19 protein-coding genes are annotated in these 18,595 nt (G+C 72.6%); 13 read left to right on the forward strand and 6 right to left on the reverse strand.

The genetic code is table 11. The annotated features are described in order from the left end of the window. Genes ACZ6BG_RS30130 through ACZ6BG_RS30185 form a run of 12 tightly spaced genes read left to right on the forward strand, consistent with a single transcriptional unit; the run spans position 1 to position 12,929 of the window. Positions 1-1,296, forward strand: coding sequence for an O-antigen ligase domain-containing protein (locus tag ACZ6BG_RS30130; protein ID WP_469007351.1), 1,296 nt, complete (start codon positions 1-3; stop codon positions 1,294-1,296). A gap of 17 nt (positions 1,297-1,313) precedes the next feature. Then, entirely contained in the window at positions 1,314-2,588 is a 1,275-nt protein-coding gene (locus ACZ6BG_RS30135) for a glycosyltransferase (RefSeq protein ID WP_469007679.1), read from the forward strand. Continuing rightward, complete coding sequence (locus ACZ6BG_RS30140; protein ID WP_469007354.1) at positions 2,589-3,842, forward strand: methyltransferase domain-containing protein; 1,254 nt, start codon at positions 2,589-2,591, stop codon at positions 3,840-3,842. Further along, positions 3,839-4,633: a glycosyltransferase family protein gene (locus ACZ6BG_RS30145; RefSeq protein WP_469007356.1), complete on the forward strand. Its 795-nt coding sequence runs from the start codon at positions 3,839-3,841 to the stop codon at positions 4,631-4,633. Before ACZ6BG_RS30140 ends, ACZ6BG_RS30145 begins: the two co-directional genes overlap by 4 nt. Beyond that, on the forward strand, positions 4,630-5,280 hold the full coding sequence (locus ACZ6BG_RS30150; RefSeq protein ID WP_469007358.1) for a PIG-L deacetylase family protein: 651 nt from the start codon (positions 4,630-4,632) through the stop codon (positions 5,278-5,280). Before ACZ6BG_RS30145 ends, ACZ6BG_RS30150 begins: the two co-directional genes overlap by 4 nt. 3 nt (positions 5,281-5,283) lie before the next feature. Beyond that, a complete protein-coding gene (locus tag ACZ6BG_RS30155; protein WP_469007362.1) occupies positions 5,284-6,309 on the forward strand; it encodes an NAD-dependent epimerase/dehydratase family protein in 1,026 nt (341 codons plus the stop codon). Further along, on the forward strand, positions 6,306-7,580 hold the full coding sequence (locus ACZ6BG_RS30160; protein ID WP_469007365.1) for a DUF4910 domain-containing protein: 1,275 nt from the start codon (positions 6,306-6,308) through the stop codon (positions 7,578-7,580). The genes ACZ6BG_RS30155 and ACZ6BG_RS30160 overlap by 4 nt, the downstream gene beginning before the upstream one ends. Then, entirely contained in the window at positions 7,577-8,863 is a 1,287-nt protein-coding gene (locus ACZ6BG_RS30165) for a hypothetical protein (protein WP_469007368.1), read from the forward strand. Before ACZ6BG_RS30160 ends, ACZ6BG_RS30165 begins: the two co-directional genes overlap by 4 nt. Further along, positions 8,860-9,807, forward strand: a complete 948-nt coding sequence (locus tag ACZ6BG_RS30170; RefSeq protein WP_469007370.1) for a glycosyltransferase family 2 protein — start codon at positions 8,860-8,862, stop codon at positions 9,805-9,807. The genes ACZ6BG_RS30165 and ACZ6BG_RS30170 overlap by 4 nt, the downstream gene beginning before the upstream one ends. After that, on the forward strand, positions 9,804-11,048 hold the full coding sequence (locus tag ACZ6BG_RS30175) for a polysaccharide pyruvyl transferase family protein (protein ID WP_469007372.1): 1,245 nt from the start codon (positions 9,804-9,806) through the stop codon (positions 11,046-11,048). Before ACZ6BG_RS30170 ends, ACZ6BG_RS30175 begins: the two co-directional genes overlap by 4 nt. Continuing rightward, complete coding sequence (gene rfbC, locus ACZ6BG_RS30180) at positions 11,045-11,596, forward strand: dTDP-4-dehydrorhamnose 3,5-epimerase (protein WP_469007374.1); 552 nt, start codon at positions 11,045-11,047, stop codon at positions 11,594-11,596. The genes ACZ6BG_RS30175 and rfbC overlap by 4 nt, the downstream gene beginning before the upstream one ends. Positions 11,597-11,603: 7 nt before the next feature. Then, positions 11,604-12,929 (forward strand): glutamate-1-semialdehyde 2,1-aminomutase, encoded by a 1,326-nt coding sequence (locus tag ACZ6BG_RS30185; protein WP_469007379.1) that lies wholly within the window; start codon positions 11,604-11,606, stop codon positions 12,927-12,929. Positions 12,930-12,936: 7 nt separating this feature from the next. On the opposite strand, the gene ACZ6BG_RS30190 is transcribed toward ACZ6BG_RS30185, so the two are convergent. From ACZ6BG_RS30190 to ACZ6BG_RS30210, 5 genes are all read right to left on the reverse strand, one after another. After that, positions 12,937-13,596 carry a phosphatase PAP2 family protein gene (locus ACZ6BG_RS30190; protein WP_469007382.1) on the reverse strand — a complete coding sequence of 220 codons (660 nt, stop codon included), beginning with the start codon at positions 13,594-13,596 and terminating at the stop codon, positions 12,937-12,939. 227 nt (positions 13,597-13,823) lie between these two features. After that, positions 13,824-14,258 (reverse strand): VOC family protein, encoded by a 435-nt coding sequence (locus ACZ6BG_RS30195; protein ID WP_469007386.1) that lies wholly within the window; start codon positions 14,256-14,258, stop codon positions 13,824-13,826. Positions 14,259-14,336: 78 nt separating this feature from the next. Then, on the reverse strand, positions 14,337-15,059 hold the full coding sequence (locus ACZ6BG_RS30200) for a maleylpyruvate isomerase family mycothiol-dependent enzyme (protein WP_469007389.1): 723 nt from the start codon (positions 15,057-15,059) through the stop codon (positions 14,337-14,339). 144 nt (positions 15,060-15,203) lie between these two features. Continuing rightward, complete coding sequence (locus ACZ6BG_RS30205; protein WP_469007391.1) at positions 15,204-16,088, reverse strand: NAD(P)H-binding protein; 885 nt, start codon at positions 16,086-16,088, stop codon at positions 15,204-15,206. A 134-nt stretch (positions 16,089-16,222) separates the two neighbouring features. Then, positions 16,223-17,272, reverse strand: a complete 1,050-nt coding sequence (locus tag ACZ6BG_RS30210) for a YncE family protein (protein ID WP_469007393.1) — start codon at positions 17,270-17,272, stop codon at positions 16,223-16,225. Between the two features lie 148 nt (positions 17,273-17,420). On the opposite strand from ACZ6BG_RS30210, the gene ACZ6BG_RS30215 reads away from it, so the two are divergent. Further along, positions 17,421-18,314 (forward strand): LysR family transcriptional regulator, encoded by an 894-nt coding sequence (locus tag ACZ6BG_RS30215; protein WP_469007394.1) that lies wholly within the window; start codon positions 17,421-17,423, stop codon positions 18,312-18,314. A gap of 49 nt (positions 18,315-18,363) precedes the next feature. Here the strand turns inward: ACZ6BG_RS30215 and ACZ6BG_RS30220 are convergent, their stop codons facing one another. Continuing rightward, entirely contained in the window at positions 18,364-18,549 is a 186-nt protein-coding gene (locus ACZ6BG_RS30220; RefSeq protein ID WP_469007398.1) for a hypothetical protein, read from the reverse strand. Between the last annotated feature and the right edge of the window lie 46 nt (positions 18,550-18,595).

An 18,595-nucleotide genomic window follows, 5' to 3' on the forward strand; every position in this document is an offset into this window, starting at 1 on the left:
ATGAGCGGGGACCTGCTGCGCGGAGGGCTGCCGGGCGCACCGGATCTGACGGGCACACGGCCCGGCGTCGAAGCGCGCCCCGCGGGCACGCCGAAGGCCGTCGGGATCGTCTGGGCGCTCCTTGCCCTGAACACGCTCGGCTCCGCCGGGGCGAAGACCGTCGTCACGCTGCCCCGCTCCCTCATCCAGATGGCCACCATGGGGGCACTGGTCGCCGCGTTCACGCTGGCGCTCGCGCTCAATCTCCGGCTGCGCGTCCGGCCCAGCGCCTTCGTGCTCCTGCTCACCCTGCTGCTCGTGCCCAGCGTGATCTCCAGCGCGAACCTGGAGGTGGGGTACGGCGCGCTGTTCCGCTGCGCCCGGCTCGCGCTCTTCGTCGGCACGCTGTGGCTGCTCAGCCGCTGGTGGAACGGCGACGTGACGTTCGTGCGGTACCACATCCGGATGTACTTCGCGGTGCTCGTGTCGGTGGCCGCGGGCCTGGTCGTCTCGCCGGGCACGGCCATGCCCGAGTACTACGGCGGGCGTCTGGTCGGCGCGCTGTGGCCGCTCACCCCGCCGCAGATCGGACAGTACGCCGCGGTGATCATCGGGCTCACCGTGCTGCTCCTGCTCGGCCGCGAGGCCGACAGGACCAGCGCGGTGGTGATCATCGTCCCGTCCCTCGTCCTGCTCGCGCTGACCCACACCCGCACGGCCACGCTCGGCATGCTCATCGGCCTCGTCCTCGCGATCAGCTCGCTCGTCCTGACCAGCGCCGCCGCCCGGCGCTTCTTCGCCTGGACGGTGCTGATCGCCACGGTGGCCGCGGTGGCGTTCAGCTCCGCGCTGCAGTCCTGGTACCTGCGCGGACAGAGCCAGGAGAACCTGTCCAACCTCACCGGGCGGGCCAAGGTCTGGGACGCCCTGCTCGCGGCGCCCCGGACGACCGGGGAGAAGGTGTTCGGCGTCGGCCTGAGCGACAAGTCCTTCGGCGGGCTGCCGATCGACAACAGCTGGCTGGCCGTCTACCACGAGCAGGGCCTGATCGGCGTCACCATCGTGTCGGCGCTCATCGCCGTCCTCGGCGGCGTCGCGCTGCTGCGGCCGCCGTCGCTCCCGAGGGCCTGCGCGATCTTCCTGATCAGCTACTGCGCGATCTCGTCGTACACCGAGGCCGGACTCGGCGACGCCTCGCCGTATCTGCTGCATCTGGGCCTGGCCGCCTCGCTGCTCGCGGTGCCCGCCGCCGCGGCCACGCCCCTCTCCACTACCGCAGTCCCCCGACGACGTGTCCCGCGATGGGCCAGGAGGTGACCTTGAGCATGCATCAGATGCACGTACTAGTGGTGCACAACCGCTACTCCTCGGCGCAGCCGAGCGGCGAGAACAGGGTCGTCGACGAGGAGGCGGGACTGCTGCGCGCGGCCGGCCACCGGGTCGACGTGTTCGAGCGGCGCAGCGACGACATCGCCGCCCGCTCCCTGCTCGGCAAGGTCGCGGTGCCGCTCCTCGTACCGTGGAATCCGGCGGTCCGCTCGCGGCTCGCCGCCCGGCTGCGCGCCGATCGGCCGGACGTGGTGCACGTCCACAACGTCTTCCCGCTCCTGTCCCCCGCGGTCCTTGCCGCCTGCGCCGACGTCGGCGTGCCGGTCGTCGCCACGCTGCACAACTACACGCAGGTCTGCCCGCCCGGGACGCTGCACCGGGACGGCAAGGCGTGCACCGAGTGCGTCGGGTCGAAGGTGCCGGTGCCCGCCGTCCGGCACGGCTGCTACCGCGACTCCCGGCTCGCGACCGTGCCGCTCGCGGTCAGCATGACGGTGAACCGGCGGCGGTGGTGGACCGGCGTGGAGCGGTTCTTCTGCATTTCCGCGGCGCAGCGCGACGTCCTGGTGCGGTCCGGCATGCCGGCCGAACGGCTCGCGGTGAAGCACAACTTCGTCCCCGACCCGGGCACCCGCCGGACGGGCCCCGGCGAGCATCTGCTCTTCCTGGGCCGTCTCGCGGAGGCCAAGGGCGTGCGGCTGCTCATGACCGCGTGGGACGAGGTCGCCGCGGGCGGCGGGGTGGGTGTGCCGCTCGTGCTCGCCGGGGCGGGGCCGCTGGAGCGGGAGGTGGCCGACTGGGCGGCGGGGCGGGACGACGTGCGGTACGTCGGCCTGTGCGACCCCGAGGAGTGCCGGAAGGTCGTCGCGCGGTCGGTCGCGGTGGTGGCGCCGTCGATGGCGATGGAGACGTTCGGCCTGGTGGTGGCGGAGGCGATGGCGGCGGGGGTCCCGGCCGTCGCCGCCGCTCACGGTGCCTTCGTCGAGCTCGTCGAGGACGGGGTGACCGGGTTGCTCCACCAGCCGGGCGATGCCTCCTCGCTCGCGTTGCGCATCCGCCGGATCGCGACCGAGCAGGACCGCAACCGGGAGATGGGACAGGCGGCCCGGCGCCGATACGAGGGGAACTTCAGCCCGGCCGTCGGTCTGGAGCGCCTGGAGGAGGGGTACCGCACCGCGATCGCGGGGCGGTCAGGCGGCGGGCACAGCACGCCGCCGGCAGGCAACGGAAACACGGGCTCGCTGCGGGGCACCCGCGCGGGCAGAGATGGGGGGAAGTAGATGACAGGATGCCGACTCTGCGGCTCGACGGCGCTGGCCAGCGTCGTCGATCTGGGGGCGACGCCGCCGTGCGAGAGCTTTCTCGCCGCGGACCAGTTGGACAAGCCGGAACCGGCGTACCCGCTGCACCTGCGGGTCTGCACCGAGTGCTGGCTCGCGCAGATCCCGCCGCTGATCACGCCGGAGGAGACGTTCGAGGAGTACGCGTACTTCTCCTCCTTCTCCACCTCCTGGGTGGAGCACGCGCGCGGGTTCGTCGCCGACGCCGCGGCGCGGGTGGGGCTCGGCCCCGACGCCTTCGTGGTCGAGGTGGCGAGCAACGACGGGTATCTCCTGAAGCACGTGGTGGCCCGGGACATCCGCTGCCTCGGCATCGAGCCGTCGGTGAACGTCGGTGCCGCGGCGCGGGAGGCGGGCGTACCCACGCTCACGGAGTTCCTGTCCCCGGACACCGGCGCGGCCGTCCGCGCCGAGCACGGTCCCGCGGACCTGGTCGTGGCCAACAACGTGTACGCGCACATCCCCGACGTGGTCGGGTTCACCCAGGGGCTGCGCGCCCTGGTCGCCGACGACGGCTGGGTCTCCATCGAGGTGCAGCACCTGCTGACGCTGATCGAGGAGAACCAGTACGACACGATCTACCACGAGCACTTCCAGTACTACACGGTCGCGTCCGCGATCCGGGCCCTCGCGAGCGGTGGACTCGCCCTCGTGGACGTCGAGTTGCTGCCCACGCACGGCGGCTCCATCCGGCTGTGGGCCCGGCCGGCCGAGGTGGCCGGTGAGCCCTCGCGGCAGGTGGCCGACGTGCTCGCCCGGGAGAAGGCCGCCGGCCTTCAGGAACTGTCCGGGTACACCGAGTTCTCCGCCCGGGTCGCCAAGGTGCGCCGGGATCTCCTGAAGTTCCTCATCGAGGCGGCCGAGCGCGGCCAGACGGTCGTCGGCTACGGCGCCCCCGGCAAGGGCAACACCCTGCTCAACCACTGCGGCATCCGGCCCGACCTGCTCGCGTACACGGTCGACCGCAACCCCTACAAGCACGGCAGGTTCACCCCGGGCACGCGCGTCCCGATCCTGCCGCCCGAGCAGATCGCCGCCGACAAGCCCGACTACGTGCTCGTCCTGCCGTGGAACCTGCGGGCCGAACTGACCGAGCAGTTGTCCTTCGTCCACGAGTGGGGCGGCCGCCTCGTCTTCCCCATCCCGGAACTGAGCATTGTCGAGGTCGGCGTCGTGAAAGAGGTCACAGCATGAAGGTCGTCCTGTTCTGCGGCGGTTACGGGATGCGGATGCGCAGCGGCGCCGCGGACGACGTGCCCAAGCCGATGGCGATGGTCGGCCCGAGACCGCTGATCTGGCACGTCATGCGCTACTACGCGCACTTCGGCCACAAGGAGTTCGTCCTGTGCCTCGGGTACGGGGCCCATCACATCAAGGACTTCTTCCTCAACTACGAGGAGACGACGTCCAACGACTTCGTGCTGCGGGGCGGCCGGACCGAGCTGCTCTCCACCGACATATCCGACTGGACGATCACGTTCGCGCAGACCGGCATCGAGTCGCCGATCGGGGAGCGCCTTCGCCGGGTGCGGCAGCACCTGGACGGCGACGAGATGTTCCTCGCCAACTACGCCGACGTGCTCACCGACGCCCCGCTGCCGGAGATGATCGAGCGGTTCTCCCGGCGTGACGCCGGGGCCTCGATGATGGTGGTGCCGCCGCAGTCGTCGTTCCACTGTGTGGAGCTCGGCGAGGACGGTCTGGTGGGGGGCATCACCGCGGTGAGCGACATGCCGCTGTGGGAGAACGGCGGCTACTTCGTGCTCCGCCAGGAGGTCTTCGACCACATACCGGAGAACGGGGACCTGGTCGCCGACGGCTGCGCCCGACTGGCCAAGCAGGGCCGTCTGGTGGCGCACCAGCACCGCGGCTTCTGGAAGCCGACCGACACCGTGAAGGAGCGCGCCGCGCTCGACGGCGCCTACGCCCGGGGCGACCGCCCGTGGGCCGTGTGGGAGCGCGACGGCGTGGGGGTGAGCGTGTGATCCGGCTCGGGGCCGGGCACCGCCTGGACCGGATTGTCGCGGTGGGCGCGCACTGCGACGACATCGCCATCGGCGCGGGCGGCACGCTGCTCGCGATGTGCCGCGCGCGGCCGGGACTCCGCGTCGACGCGCTGGTGCTCTCCGGCGGCGGCAGCGAGCGGGAGCAGGAGGAACAGGCCGCGCTCGCCGCCTTCTGCCCCGGTGCCGAACTCGACCTGACGGTGCTCAAGCTGCCCGACGGCCGGATGCCGGCGCGCTGGGAGGAGGCCAAGGCAGCGGTCGAGGAGCTGCGGACGCGGACCGAGCCGGACCTGGTGCTCGCGCCCCGCACCGAGGACGCGCACCAGGACCACCGCGGCCTGGCGAAGCTGATGACCACCGCGTTCCGCGACCACCTGGTGCTCGGCTACGAGATCGTCAAGTGGGACGGCGACCTCGGCCGTCCGTCGGCGTACCAGCCGCTGTCGCCGGAGATCGCCGAAGAGAAGGTCCGGCTGCTGCAGGAGCACTACCCCTCGCAGCGGCACCGGCCCTGGTACGACCGCGAGGCCTTCCTCGGCCTCGCGCGGATCCGCGGCATCGAATGCCACGCGCGCTACGCCGAGGCGTTCGCCGCGACCAAAATCACGCTCGATCTGGGGGACTGAAACTTGCGCGTACTGCTCACCGGACACCAGGGCTACCTGGGCACCGTCATGGCCCCGGTTCTGACGGCCGCCGGGCACGAGGTCGTCGGCCTCGACTCCGGCCTGTTCGCCGACTGCGTCCTCGGCCCGGCCCCCGCGGACCCGCCCGGGCCCCGGGTGGACCTGCGCGACGTCACGGCCGACCACGTGGCCGGGGTGGACGCCGTGATCCACCTGGCCGCGCTGTCCAACGACCCGCTGGGATCCCTCGCCCCGGAGCTCACCTACGACATCAACCACCACGCGTCCGTGCGCCTCGCCCGGCTGGCCCGCGACGCCGGAGTGCGACGCTTCCTGTACGCGTCCACCTGCTCGGTCTACGGCGCCGCGGGCGGTGACGACCTGGTCGCCGAGGACGCCCCGCTGCGCCCGGTGACGCCGTACGCGGAGTCCAAGGTGCGCGTCGAGGACGACCTGCACGCGCTGGCCGACGGCGACTTCAGCCCGGTGTACATGCGCAACGCCACCGCCTTCGGCTACTCGCCCCGCCTTCGCGCCGACATCGTGCTGAACAACCTGGTGGGCCACGCGCTCCTGTCCGGCGAGGTCCTGGTGATGTCCGACGGCACCCCGTGGCGCCCGCTCGTGCACGCCGCCGACATCGCCCGGGCCTTCACGGCCGCGCTGACCGCGCCGCGCGAGGCGGTGCACGACCGGGCGTTCAACATCGGCAGCGAGGTCAACAACGTCACGGTCGCCGAGATCGCCGAGCAGGTCGCCGAGGCGGTGTCCGGCTCGAAGGTGGTGATCACCGGGGAGACCGGCGCCGACCCGCGGTCCTACCGCGTGGACTTCTCCCGGTTCCGGGACGCGATCCCCGGCTTCGACTGTGAGTGGACGGTGAAGCGGGGAGCGCTCGAACTCGCGGATGCCTACAAGAAGTTCGGGCTGACCCGGGAGGACTTCGAGCGGCGCTTCACCCGCCTCGCCGTGCTGCGCGCCGCGTCCGACGCCGGTGCCGTCGACGACACCCTGCGGTGGAGCCGATGACGTCGGCGGGCGCGCGGATGCACGCCCTGGTGGAGCGGCTGTACCCGCTGTGCCGGAGCATCACCGGCGACGGTGTGCGCGCCACCCTGGACATCGTCGGCGAGTACGTACCGCTCCAGGTGCACGAGGTGCCGACCGGGACGCAGGTGCTCGACTGGACCGTGCCGCAGGAGTGGAACATCCGCGACGCGTACATCGCCGACAGCGACGGCAACCGGGTCGTCGACTTCGCCGCGTCCAGCCTGCACGTGCTCGGCTACAGCGTGCCGGTGCACGAGACGATGCCGCTGTCCGAGCTGCGCGGACACCTGCACACCCTGCCGGACCACCCGAGCTGGGTGCCGTACCGCACCAGCTACTACAAGCCGGAGTGGGGCTTCTGCCTGGCCCAGGAGACCTTGGACGCGCTGCCCGACGGCGACTACGAGGTGCGTGTCGACTCCACGCTCACGGACGGTCACCTCACCTACGCCGAGCACGTGGTCCCCGGTCAGGTCCCCGACGAGGTGATCGTCTCCTGCCACGTCTGCCACCCGTCGCTGGCCAACGACAACCTGGCCGGCGTCGCGGTGGCGACGTTCCTGGCCAGGGCGCTCGCGGAGGAAACGCCGTACTACACCTACCGGTTCGTCTACGCGCCCGGCACCATCGGGGCGATCACCTGGCTGGCCCGCAACGCGGAGCGGATCGACCAGGTCAAGCACGGGCTCGTGCTCGCCTGCGCGGGCGACTCGGGACAGCTGACGTACAAGCAGAGCAGACGCGGCGACGCGGAGATCGACCGGGTCCTGCGGCACGTCCTCACCGCGTCCGAACGCCCGCACCGCGTCACCGAGTTCACTCCGTACGGCTACGACGAGCGGCAGTACTGCTCGCCCGGGTTCAACCTCGGCGTGGGCTCGCTCAGCCGGACCCCGTACGCGGGCTACCCCGAGTACCACACCTCGGCGGACAACCCGGACTTCGTCTCCCCGGAGGCGATGGCGGACACCCTCGCCGTCTGCCGCGAGGCGTTCGCCGTCCTCGACCGCAACCGGAGCTACGTCAACCTCAGCCCCTACGGCGAACCGCAGCTGGGCAGGCGGGGGTTGTACGAGTCGCTCGGCGGGCGCAGCGACGCGCAGCAGGCCCAGATGGCCATGCTGTGGGTGCTCAGCCTCTCCGACGGCGAGCACAGTCTGCTCGACGTCGCCGAGCGGGCCGGGCTGCCGTTCGACACGGTCGCCGGCGCGGCCGACGCCCTGCACGGTGCCGGGCTGATCAAGGCATGACACCGATGACCACCACCGACGGGGAGAAGCGCACCGCCAAGCGGGCCATGGCAGGACGGCTGTCCTGGGGACTGGCCGACCAGGCGGTCTGCAGCATGACCAACTTCGCGGTGGGGATCTATGTGGCCCGCTCCCTCGGGCTTGCCGCGTTCGGCGTGTTCAGCCTGGCCTGGGTGACCTACGGCGTGGTGCTCAGCGTCTCGCGCGGGCTTGCCACCGACCCGTTGGTGGTGCGCTTCAGCGGTGTGCCGGACGCTCCCTGGCGCGCGGCAGCGGCCCGGTCGTCCGGTACCGCGCTCGGCGTCGGCGGTGCCATCGGCGCGGTGTGCCTGGTGGTCGGCCTGAGCCTCGGCGGACGCGTGGGGCCCGCGTTCGCCGCTCTCGGCGTGGTGCTGCCCGGGCTGCTCCTGCAGGACGCCTGGCGGTACTCGTTCTTCGCCGCGGGCACCGGACGGAAAGCGTGCGTCAACGACCTCCTGGGAGCCGTCGCGCTCGTCCCCGCCCTGCTGGTGGCGGGCCGCGTGGGCAGCGTGGAGGCCTTCGTCCTCGCCTGGGGCGCGGCAGCCGCGGTGGCCGCCGGGTACGGCTGCCTCCAGTCCGGCATCCGGCCCCGCCCCGACAAGGCGCGCGCGTGGCTGCGCGAGCAGCGCGACCTCGGCTACCGGTACCTGGTCGAGAACGTCGGTGTCAGCGGCGCGTCCCAGCTGCGGGCGTACGGGCTCGGCGCGATCGTCGGGGTCAGCGCGGTGGGCGTGGTCCGGGGCGCGGAGCTCCTGCTCGGCCCGTTCCTCGCCCTGCTGATGGGGCTTTCGCTCGTCACGGTCCCGGAGGCGGCGCGGGTGCTGCGGCAGGCCCCGCACCGCCTGGCCACGTTCTGCCTCATGCTGTCCGGCGGCCTCGCCGCCGCCGCGCTGCTCTGGGGCGTGGCACTGCTCCTGGTGCCGGACGGAGCCGGCGAGCACGTGCTCGGCGACGTCTGGCGCTCCGCATCAGAACTCATCGTGCCCGCCGTGCTCGGTGTCGCGGGCTCCGGCCTCGGCATCGGCGCGGCGGCCGGCCTGCGCGCGCTCGCCGCGGCCCGGCGCAGCCTGCGCGCCCAGCTGTTCGCCTCCGCCTGCTACGTCGGCGGCGGGCTCGGCGGGGCGGCCGCGGGCGGCGCGCTCGGCTCGGCCTGGGGCGTCGCCGCCGCGACCTTCTGCGCCTCGGCCGTGTGGTGGCTGCAGCTGCGGTCGGCCCTGCGCGAGCACCACCGCAATCCCATCCCCGAAGTGAGGACGCAATGACCGCCCAACCCCGGCTGAGCATCGGCCTGCCCGTGTACAACGGCGAGGAGTACCTCGCCGAGGCGCTCGACGCCCTGCTCGGCCAGACCTACGAGGACTTCGAGCTGGTCATCTCCGACAACGCCTCGACCGACGGGACCCAGGACATCTGCCGCCGGTACGCCGAGAAGGACCCGCGCATCCGGTACCTCCGCCTGACCCGGAACATCGGCGCCGCGCCGAACCACAACTACGTGTTCACCCAGTGCCGCGGCGAGCTGTTCAAGTGGGCCTCGCACGACGACCTGTACGCCCGGGACCTGCTGCGGCGCTGTGTGCAGGCGCTCGACGAGCGTCCTGACGTGATCCTCGCGCACGCCGACCAGGCGGTCATCGACGAGGACGGCCAGGTGAAGGTCCCGTACGAGTACACGCTCGCCACCGACTCGCCGCGTGCGCCGGAGCGCTTCCGCAGCATGCTGTTCGAGCCCGGCGGCGACGACTTCTACGGCGTGATGCGGGCCGACGTGCTGCGCCGCGTGAAGCCGCACGACAGCTACCACCACGCGGACCGCACGTTCGTCGCCGAGATCGGTCTGCACGGGCCCTTCCACCAGGTGCCGGAGCTGATGTACTTCCGCCGCGACCACCCCACACGGGCCGAGCGGGCGAACCCCTCCAAGCGGTCCCGGTGCGTCAACCTGGACCCGCGCCGGGCGGGCCCGCTGCACCCGACGCCCCGGCTGCTCGCCGAGTACGTCTGGGGCTTCGTCTCGGCGATCCGGCGGGCGCCGCTGTCCTCGGCCGACCGGCGCGCGTGCTACCGCCACCTGGCGGCGTGGGCGACCAGCCGGGCCCGGCCGGGCACCGGTGAGCGGGTCGAGGACCGCGCCCCGGTCGACCCGGCCCGGCTCACCGTCTCCGTCGACGCCATCGTGGCGGGACGCGAGGGGAGGAAGGCGTGAGGTCCGCGCACGGAACCCCGGTGCGCGTCGGGGTGTTCGGCCTGCTCGGCTCCGGCAACCTCGGCAACGACGGGTCGCTCGAAGCCGTCCTCGGGTACCTCCGCGCCGACCATCCGGAGGCGGTCGTGGACGCCCTGTGCGGCGGGCCCGAGGTCGTCGCGGCCCGGTACGGGATCCCCGCGACGCGGCTGCACTGGTACCGCGGGGAGTACCGGACCGCGTCGCGTGCGGGGGCGATCGCGGGCAAGGGCCTCGGCAAACTCGTCGACGTCTTCCGCACCGCCGCCTGGGTGCGCCGCCATGACGTGGTGATCGTGCCGGGCATGGGCGTCCTGGAGGCCACGCTGCCCCTGCGGCCCTGGGGCTTCCCGTACTCGCTGTTCCTGCTCTGCGCGTCCGGGCGGCTGCTTCGCACCCGGGTCGCGCTGGTCGGCGTCGGCGCCGCCGCGATCCGCGACCGGCCGACCCGGGCCCTGGTGCGCTGGTCGGCGCGCCTTGCCGCGTACCGGTCGTACCGGGACGCCCCGTCCCGCGACGCGCTGCGGGACATGGGCGTGGACACCTCGCGTGACGAGGTCTACCCGGACCTCGCCTTCGCCCTGCCGACGCCGTCGGCGAGCACGCCCTCGGGCCCGCCGGGTCCGGTGTGCCTCGGCGTCATGGACTTCCATGGCGGCAACGACGACCGCGCCCGGGCCGAGGAGATCCACCGGCGCTACCTGGACGGGACGACGCGCTTCGTCCGTGCGCTCGTCGCGGACGGCAGGCCGGTCCGTCTCGTCACCGGCGACGAGTGCGACGCGTCGGTGGTCGCCGCGATCCTCGACGCGGTGGACTCGCCGCTGGTCACCGCGGCCAAGACGGCCTCGCTCGCCGACCTCATGAAGGAGATGGCGGGTGCCGACGCCGTGGTGGCGACCCGGTACCACAACCTGATCTGCGCGCTGAAGGTCGGCACTCCGACGCTCGCGCTCAGCTACGCGGCCAAGAGCGACGTGCTCATGGCTCAGATGGGCCTTGGCGCGTACTGCCATCCGGCGCGCGAGGTCGACGCCGACCGGCTGCTCGAACAGTTCCGGGCTCTCGAGCAGCGTTCGGCGGAGCTGCGGCGGACCCTCACCGGGCGCAACCACGACGCCGCCGGGCGCCTCAAGCACCAGTTCACCGCCCTCACCACGGCCCTGTTCCCGGCGGCCGACCGCGCCCACGCCAAAGCGACTGCCCTGCGGGAGACACCATGAAAGCGACCGAAGTCCCGGCGATCGCCGGCGCGTACCTCTTCGAGCCGACGCCGTACGCCGACGAGCGCGGCTTCTTCTGCCGCACCTTCGACGCCGACGTGATCCGCTCGGTGGGCCTCGACCCGGACGCCTTCATCCAGGACAGCGTGTCCCGCTCGGTCCGGGGCGTGCTGCGCGGCCTGCACCTGCGCTCCGGGGCGGGCGAGGCCAAGCTCGTGCGGTGCTCGTACGGGAAGATCTTCGACGTCGTCGTGGACCTGCGGCCGGACTCGCCGACGTACCGCAACGTGGCCTCCTTCGAACTGTCCGGCGACACGCAGGTGACCCTGTACATCCCGGCGGGGTGCGCGCACGGCTTCCAGGCGCTGACCGAGATCGCCGACACCTCGTACCGGATCGACCGGCCGCACGATCCCGCCGAGGACGTGACGATCGCGTTCGACGACCCGGAGCTCGCCGTCCCCTGGCCGCTGCCGGTCACATCGATCTCCCAGCGGGACCGCGAGGCACCGAGCCTCGCCGAGGTCCTGAAGCACACGGAAGGGTGAAGTCCGCTTGGACACCGAAGAGTTCCGACTGCCCCGCTCGCGGCAGGCGAACGAGCGGTTGCACGCCATGGTCCCCGGGGGCGCGCACACGTACGCCAAAGGCGACGACCAGTACCCCGAGGACCTGGCGCCGGTCATCAGCCACGGCCACGGCGCCCATGTGTGGGACATCGACGGCAACCGCTACATCGAGTACGGCTCGGGGCTGAGGTCGGTCAGCCTCGGTCACGCCCACCCCCGTGTGCTCGAGGCGGTGCGGCGGGAACTCGACCGGGGCAGCAACTTCGTGCGGCCGTCCTTCGTGGAGGTCGAGGCCGCGGAGCGCTTCCTGGCGACCGTGCCGACCGCCGAGATGGTGAAGTTCGCGAAGAACGGCTCCGACGCCACCACCGCCGCGGTGCGCCTCGCGCGTGCCGTCACCGGGCGCCCGCGGGTGGCCCTCTGCGGCGACCATCCGTTCTTCTCCGTCGACGACTGGTTCATCGGTACGACGCCGATGTCCGCGGGCATCCCGGCGGCGACCAACGAGCTGACCGTGGCGTTCCCGTACGGGGACCTGGCCGCCACGGAGGAGTTGCTGTCCCGGTACCGGGACGAGGTGGCCTGCCTCATCCTCGAACCCGCCGCCCACACGGAGCCTCCGCCCGGATATCTCGCCGGTCTGCGGGAGTTGGCCGACCGGCACGGCTGCGTCCTGGTTTTCGACGAGATGATCACGGGCTTCCGCTGGTCCGAGGCGGGCGCCCAGGGCCTGTACGGCGTGGTGCCCGACCTGTCCACGTTCGGCAAGGCGCTGGGCAACGGGTTCGCCGTCTCCGCGCTCGCCGGGCGCCGCGAGCTGATGGAGCGGGGCGGCCTTCGGCACTCCGGCGAGCGGGTGTTCCTGCTGTCCACCACGCACGGCGCGGAGACGCACTCGCTGGCGGCGGCGATGGCCGTGCAGACCGTGTACGTCGAGGAGGGCGTCACCGCGCGCCTGCACGCACTCGGCGAGCGGTTGGCCGCCGGTGTCCGCGACGCCGCGGCCAGCATGGGTGTCGGCGACCACGTCGTGGTCCGGGGCCGGGCCAGCAACCTGGTCTTCGGGACCCTCGACGGGAACCGGCAGCCGTCGCAGGAGTACCGCACCCTGTTCCTGCGCCACCTCCTCGCGGGCGGGGTGCTCGCCCCGTCGTTCGTGGTGAGCAGCGCGCTCGACGACGCCGACATCGACCACACGGTCGATGTGGTGGCCCAGGCGTGCGCGGTGTACCGGAAGGCGCTGGACGCGAGCGATCCGACCCCGTGGCTGGCCGGACGGCCGGTGAAGCCGGTGTTCCGGCGCCTGGCGTGACGGGACGTCAGCCGCGCGTCCGCTGATCGGCGGCCGTCCGACCCTCCAGTCGGTCGGCCGTCCGGTCGACCAGCCACGCTGCCGCCGGTACCACCACCAGCGCGGTGCACCAGCCGCCGAGGACGTCGGTCGGGTAGTGCGCCACCAGGGCGACCTGCGCCCAGCCCATGGCGGCACCGGCGACCAGCGCGGCGGCCGGCACGAGGAGCGTGCCGGCCGTCCTGCCGAGTCCGCGCAGGCCGGTCGCGAGCAGCGCGAGGGTGAGGGCGAGCGCGGTGAGGAAGGCGGTGTGCCCGCTCGGGTAGGACAGGTTGTCGGCGCCGTGGATGGTGCGTCCCACCACGTGCTTGAGCAGCGTCGTGGTCACCACGGCCAGGCCGGGGCCGACCACGACGAGCACCGCCGCGCGCGGTCGGCGCTGGAGCAGGCAGCCCGTCACGGCGGCCACGACCAGGAGCGCCGCTCCGGCGGGCTCGCCCCAGAAGTCAATGGCGAGAGCGACGTTCCGCCACGGCGGCCGCACGCTGTCCGCCGTCGGATCGATGATCCACCTGTCCACCGCGCCGGGTTCGCTGTGACCTGCGTACAGGACCCCGACCGTGACGACCACCAGCGCGGCCAGGGCCGCGATCAGGCCGAGCCACGTGCGCAGCGACGGGGGCAGCACCGCGGGTGTCGACCGGTCGGCCGGGCACCCGCCGCCTCCGGTCGGCCTCCGGTCGCTCGCCGCGGCCGGTAAGTGGTGCTCCGGATCTTGGCTTCGTAAGGCGGCCCGCGGGGACGACCCCTCATCCGACCGGTGAGCAGTCATCAATCAGCGCCTTCCTCTTCCCGCTGCTCCAGGCGCTCGTGAAGACTGCCCGGCCCGTCTGCCCAACCATACGGTCAGGGTGGTCAGTCGAGACAGAACTCGTTGCCCTCGATGTCCTGCATGTTGATGCATGACTCGTTCTCCTCGTCGGCGAGCAGCACGCGCCCTCGTACCGCCCCGAGCGCGACCAGGCGCGCGCATTCCGCCTCGAGGACGGCCAGGCGCTCCTCCCCCACGAGGCCGGTGCCCGCCCGCACGTCGAGATGCACCCGGTTCTTGGCGACCTTGCCTTCGGGCACGCGCTGGAAGTACAGGCGCGGGCCCGCGCCCGAGGGGTCGCTGGCCGCGAACCAGGAGTCCCGCTTCTCGGGAGGCAGGGACTGGTTGTACTCGTCCCACGTGGCGAACCCCTCCGGTGGCGACGGTGCGACGTACCCCAGCACCTCGCACCAGAATCGGCCGACGCGCTCGGGTTCGGCACAGTCGAACGTCACTTGGACCTGCTTGATCGTTGGCATCGGCGCACCATAGCAAGGGGTCTCCGCCCGTGGCCTCCCGATTCTGCCGGTGACCTCCCGGCAGGGATGCGGATGCTCTCAGTCCGCGGGGTCGGGCGGCCATGGCCCCAGCTCCGGCAAGTCGGGGCCTGTCGTGTCCAGGTGGCCGTCGGTCTCGCGGCCGGACATCCAGGCCGCGAGGTCACGCACCGCTCCGGAGACCTCGACTGTCGTGCCCGCGCCCAGGGCTTGGGTGAACTCGTCGTCGGTGGCCCGCAGGAGCAGCCGCGTGCCGACCGGGGCGCGAGCGGACAGGAAGTCCAGGACGTGCACGGCGAAGTCACGCGGCCAGTCCCGGGGGCGGTAGCCGACCGCGAGATCGACCGCGTGGATCTCGGCCTCCCGCCACCGCGCGAGGGCGGTGTCCAGCACGCCGGCGTGGCGGAACCGGACCGTGCGCTGCCAGTCCGCCTCCGTCAGCCGGCCCCACGCGTCCTCCAACGCCCCCTGCGCGAGCTTCAGTTCCTCGCACAGCTCGACCACGGGCCTGCCGGCCCCTTCCTCGATGGACCGGTCGCGCCCCTCCTGCCCGCCGTCGTACATGTCGACGAGTTCACCCCGCAGCGCGGCCAGCGCCTGCGCCTCGAAGGCGCGGGCGTTGTCGGCGAGGTGTTGGAGGACGTGCCCGCGGGTCCAGCCGGGCAGGGCGGAGGCCCCGCCCTTGCGCTGATCGTCGAGTCGACCGGCCAGTTCGAGCACCCGGGCATGCGACCGCGCGACGCGAAGCACCAGTTCGTCAGGGGCTATGGAGGAGTTGACCACTGTCGAAGCCTATCCACGGCGGCCCGCTTCCGGCATCCGTCCTGGACCCGATGCCCAGGTCCACGATGTCCACGTCCGCAACGTCCATGTCCACGGCGTCCCGGGCCCCGGCTTCCTCATGCGCCAACGCCCGCGCAGGGTCGATCAGTTCGTCAAGGCGGGCTTGAGGACCTCCTCGCACCACTGCCGGAACGTGGTCGGCGTGGTCGATTCCGGGGTGCGCGGCTCGGCGTTGTCGAGGCCGCGGTTCTTGGCCTCGAACATGTCCACCATCCCTTGCGCCATCGCGTCGGTCATGCCGAAGCCGGTCATGCGCGCCTTGAGGGCCGGGCCCGGGACCTGCCGGTAGTGGATCTCCCTGCCGATCACCTCGGAGACGATCCGCGCCATGTCGGTGGGCGACAGGTCCTCGGGGCCGAGACAGGCGACCTGGCCGGAGCCCTTCCAGGTGTCGTCGAGCAGCAGTTCCGCGGCGGTCGCGGCGATGTCGCGGGTGGCGACGGTGGGGGCCTTCAGATCCGGGGCGATCATCATGAAGAACGCGTCCTGCTCGTTGATCGAGCCGACGTGGTGCAGCAGGTTGTGCATGAACGACGGGCAGGCCACGGCCCGGAGGGCGACGCCCGAGGCGGCGATCAGATCGCACATCGCCAGTGAGGACGTGACCAGGCCCGCGTGGTCCACCTGCGGCGTGCCACGGCCGAGCGCGGTGATGGCCACCACCCGGCGTACCCCGTGACGGGCGAAGGCCTCGCAGGCGGGGCGGGTGAAGTCGACGTAGACGGTCTCGGCGCTCGGCGCGCCCCCGTCGTCCGGGGCGAGCCAGAAGACCGCCTCGGCGCCCTCGCAGGCCCGGTCGATGACGTCGGCGTCGCCGTGCGAGCCCTCGATCACCTCGGCGCGCTCCCGCACTTCGGGTGCGAGCCGCGCGGGGTCACGGGCGACGAGGCGCAGGGGCGCCCCGCGGTCGAGCAGGTCGTGGACGAGCCGACGGCCGATGGTGCTGGTGGGGGCGGTGATGACGATCATGGTGGGGCCTTTCTGGATGTGCGGGTGGGGATGGACCGGCGCTGGGGCGCGGCCGGTGCGGGATCGGGAGGCGGAACAGGGCACGCCGGATGCGGGCGGGCCGGGCCCGGGGCGCGGCTCGGGCAGGACGTCTCTCACGCCCGCCGCGGGATGTACGCCAAGCCATGCGCACCCGAATCCCCGAAAGCCGGGTGCCGCAGGCGGGTCAGGGGCCGCAGCGCCTCCAGGTCGACGATGTCGACGGTGGACGAGGCGTAACAGGCCACGTACGCGATCCGGCCGTCGGGCGACGACGTGATGGTCAGCGGGACGAGCCCCACCTCGACCTCGCCGAGCCGCATGCGGGTGTCGGCGGCGAAGACCGTGAGGCGGCCGGGCGCCCTGCGGCTCGTTCCGGCCGCCCGGTCGCGCTCCGTGCCCACCTCGCCCGCGAGCAGCTTCCCCGTCGAGGTGAGGTGGAGGGGCATGGCGGCGTTCTCCAGGAGGAGGGTGTCGACGACGGCCGTCGTCCGGGTGTCGATCACCCTGATCCCCGGGGGTGTCACGCCCTCCGCGGAGAAGGAGCCGCCGTGCGGCGCGGCGACGAAGGCGTGCGTGCCGTCGGCCGCGACTGCGACCCCTTCGCTGCCCGGCACCTCGACGCGCGCGGTGAGGGTTTCCCGTTCCAGGTCGAGGACCGAGACGTACGGCGCCTCCTTGTTGGCGACGTACGCAGTCGTTCCGGCCGCGTCGATGGCCAGCCAGTGCGAGCCGGGGGCGTCGGTGTCGATCCTGCCGAGGGGGCGGCGGGTCCGTGTGTCGATGACGACGACGCCGCCGGGGCGGTCCTTCGCGCCCTCCACGGTGACGTACAGACGGCCGCGCTCCGCGTCCAACGCGAGGCCGTGCGGGGCGTGTTCGGGGGCGAGGTCGACGACCTCGACGACGCTGCGGGTGTCGGGGTCGATGACGGTCAGCTCGGTCCGGCGGCCGGAGTTCGCGTGGTAGAAGCCCGAGTGGTACGTCATCGTGCACCACAGCAGTCGCCGCTTCGGGTCGAAGCACAACTCGTGGGGCTGGGCGAGGGTTTCGACCGAGCCGAGGTACTGGTCGGACGCGGCGTCGAAGAACGACACCGACGGCCCGCTCTGGCAGACCACGGCCAGCACATCGCCTGCGCGACCGGCCCGTGGGGACTCCTGCATGACTGACTCCTTGCGCAAGGCGCTCGTGGGGCGGCCCGCGTTCTCGTGGGCCTGCGTCCACCCTCCGAGCACGCGGGGCTGCCCGGCAATGCAAGAATCAGCATCCAATTGTTGACTCAGACGTAAATATGCAGCTCAGGAGCCATTCATGGATCTCAATCTGCTCCGCGTCCTGGATGCCCTGCTCCAGGAGAACAGCGTGACCCGCGCCGCCGAGCGCCTCGGCACCTCCCCCGCGGCCACCAGCCGCACCCTGGCCCGGCTCCGTCGCGCCGTCGGCGATCCGCTCCTGGTCCGGGCGGGGCAGGGCCTGGTCCCCACGCCCAGGGCCGTCGAACTCCGCGACGAGGTCGCCGCGTTGCTGCGGGGCTGCGACGACGTGCTGCGGCCGGGGGCCGGGTTCGAGGCCGTCCATCTGCAGCGCACCTTCACCGTGCAGGCCACCGACCTGCTCCTGGCGGGGCTCGCGGGTCCGCTGTCCGAGCGGGTCCGCGCGGAGGCGCCGGACGTGGACGTGGTCTTCCTGCCCGAGGCGCTGGAGGGCGGCCCCGCGCTGCGGGAGGGCGCGGTGGACGTCGAGCTCGGCGTTCTCGGGCACCTGGCCCCGGAGATCCGTACCCAAAGCCTCGTCCGGCGGCCGCTGGTGGGGGTCGCCCGCAGCGGCCACCCCCTGTTCCAGAAACGGATCGACGCCCGCCGTTTCGCCGCCGCCGACCACATCGGCATCTCCCGGCACGGCAAGCGCCTCGGCCCCATCGACCACGCCCTCGCGGAACGCGGGCTGCGCCGCCGTGTCGCCGTCGTCGTCCCCGGCCACACGAGCGCCATGCTCCTCGCCCGGGCCACCGACCTCGTCGCCCTCACCCTGGCCGACTGGCTCCCCGACCCGACCGCGGCCCTCGGACTGCGTACGTTCCCCATCCCACTCGACCTGGCCCCCGTCGACCTCGGAATGGCCTGGCACCCCCGCAACTCGATGGATCCGGGGCACCGTTGGTTCCGGGAGCATGTGGCGGCGGCCGTACAGGGTGCGTCCGGATGACGCCGTACCGTGCCGCCGCCCCCGCCCTCTACCCCCGCCCCCACCCTCGTCAGCAGCCGACCTCCCACACGAACGGCGGGAGTGTCGCCGCCCGCGCGCAGGCCCCCACGGCCCACGGCGACAGGCAGCACAGCGGGTGCGACCTCGCCTGCGGCAGACTGGCGAGCTGTCGCGCGCCGTGCGCCACGCAGCCGGTCATCTCCTTGCCATAGGCGGTCAGGGCCGTGACCGCCATGAGCGGCCCTTCGCACGGAGTCAAATCCTTCACGTCGGCCACCCTG

The organism is Streptomyces sp. NPDC041205 (assembly GCF_055591765.1).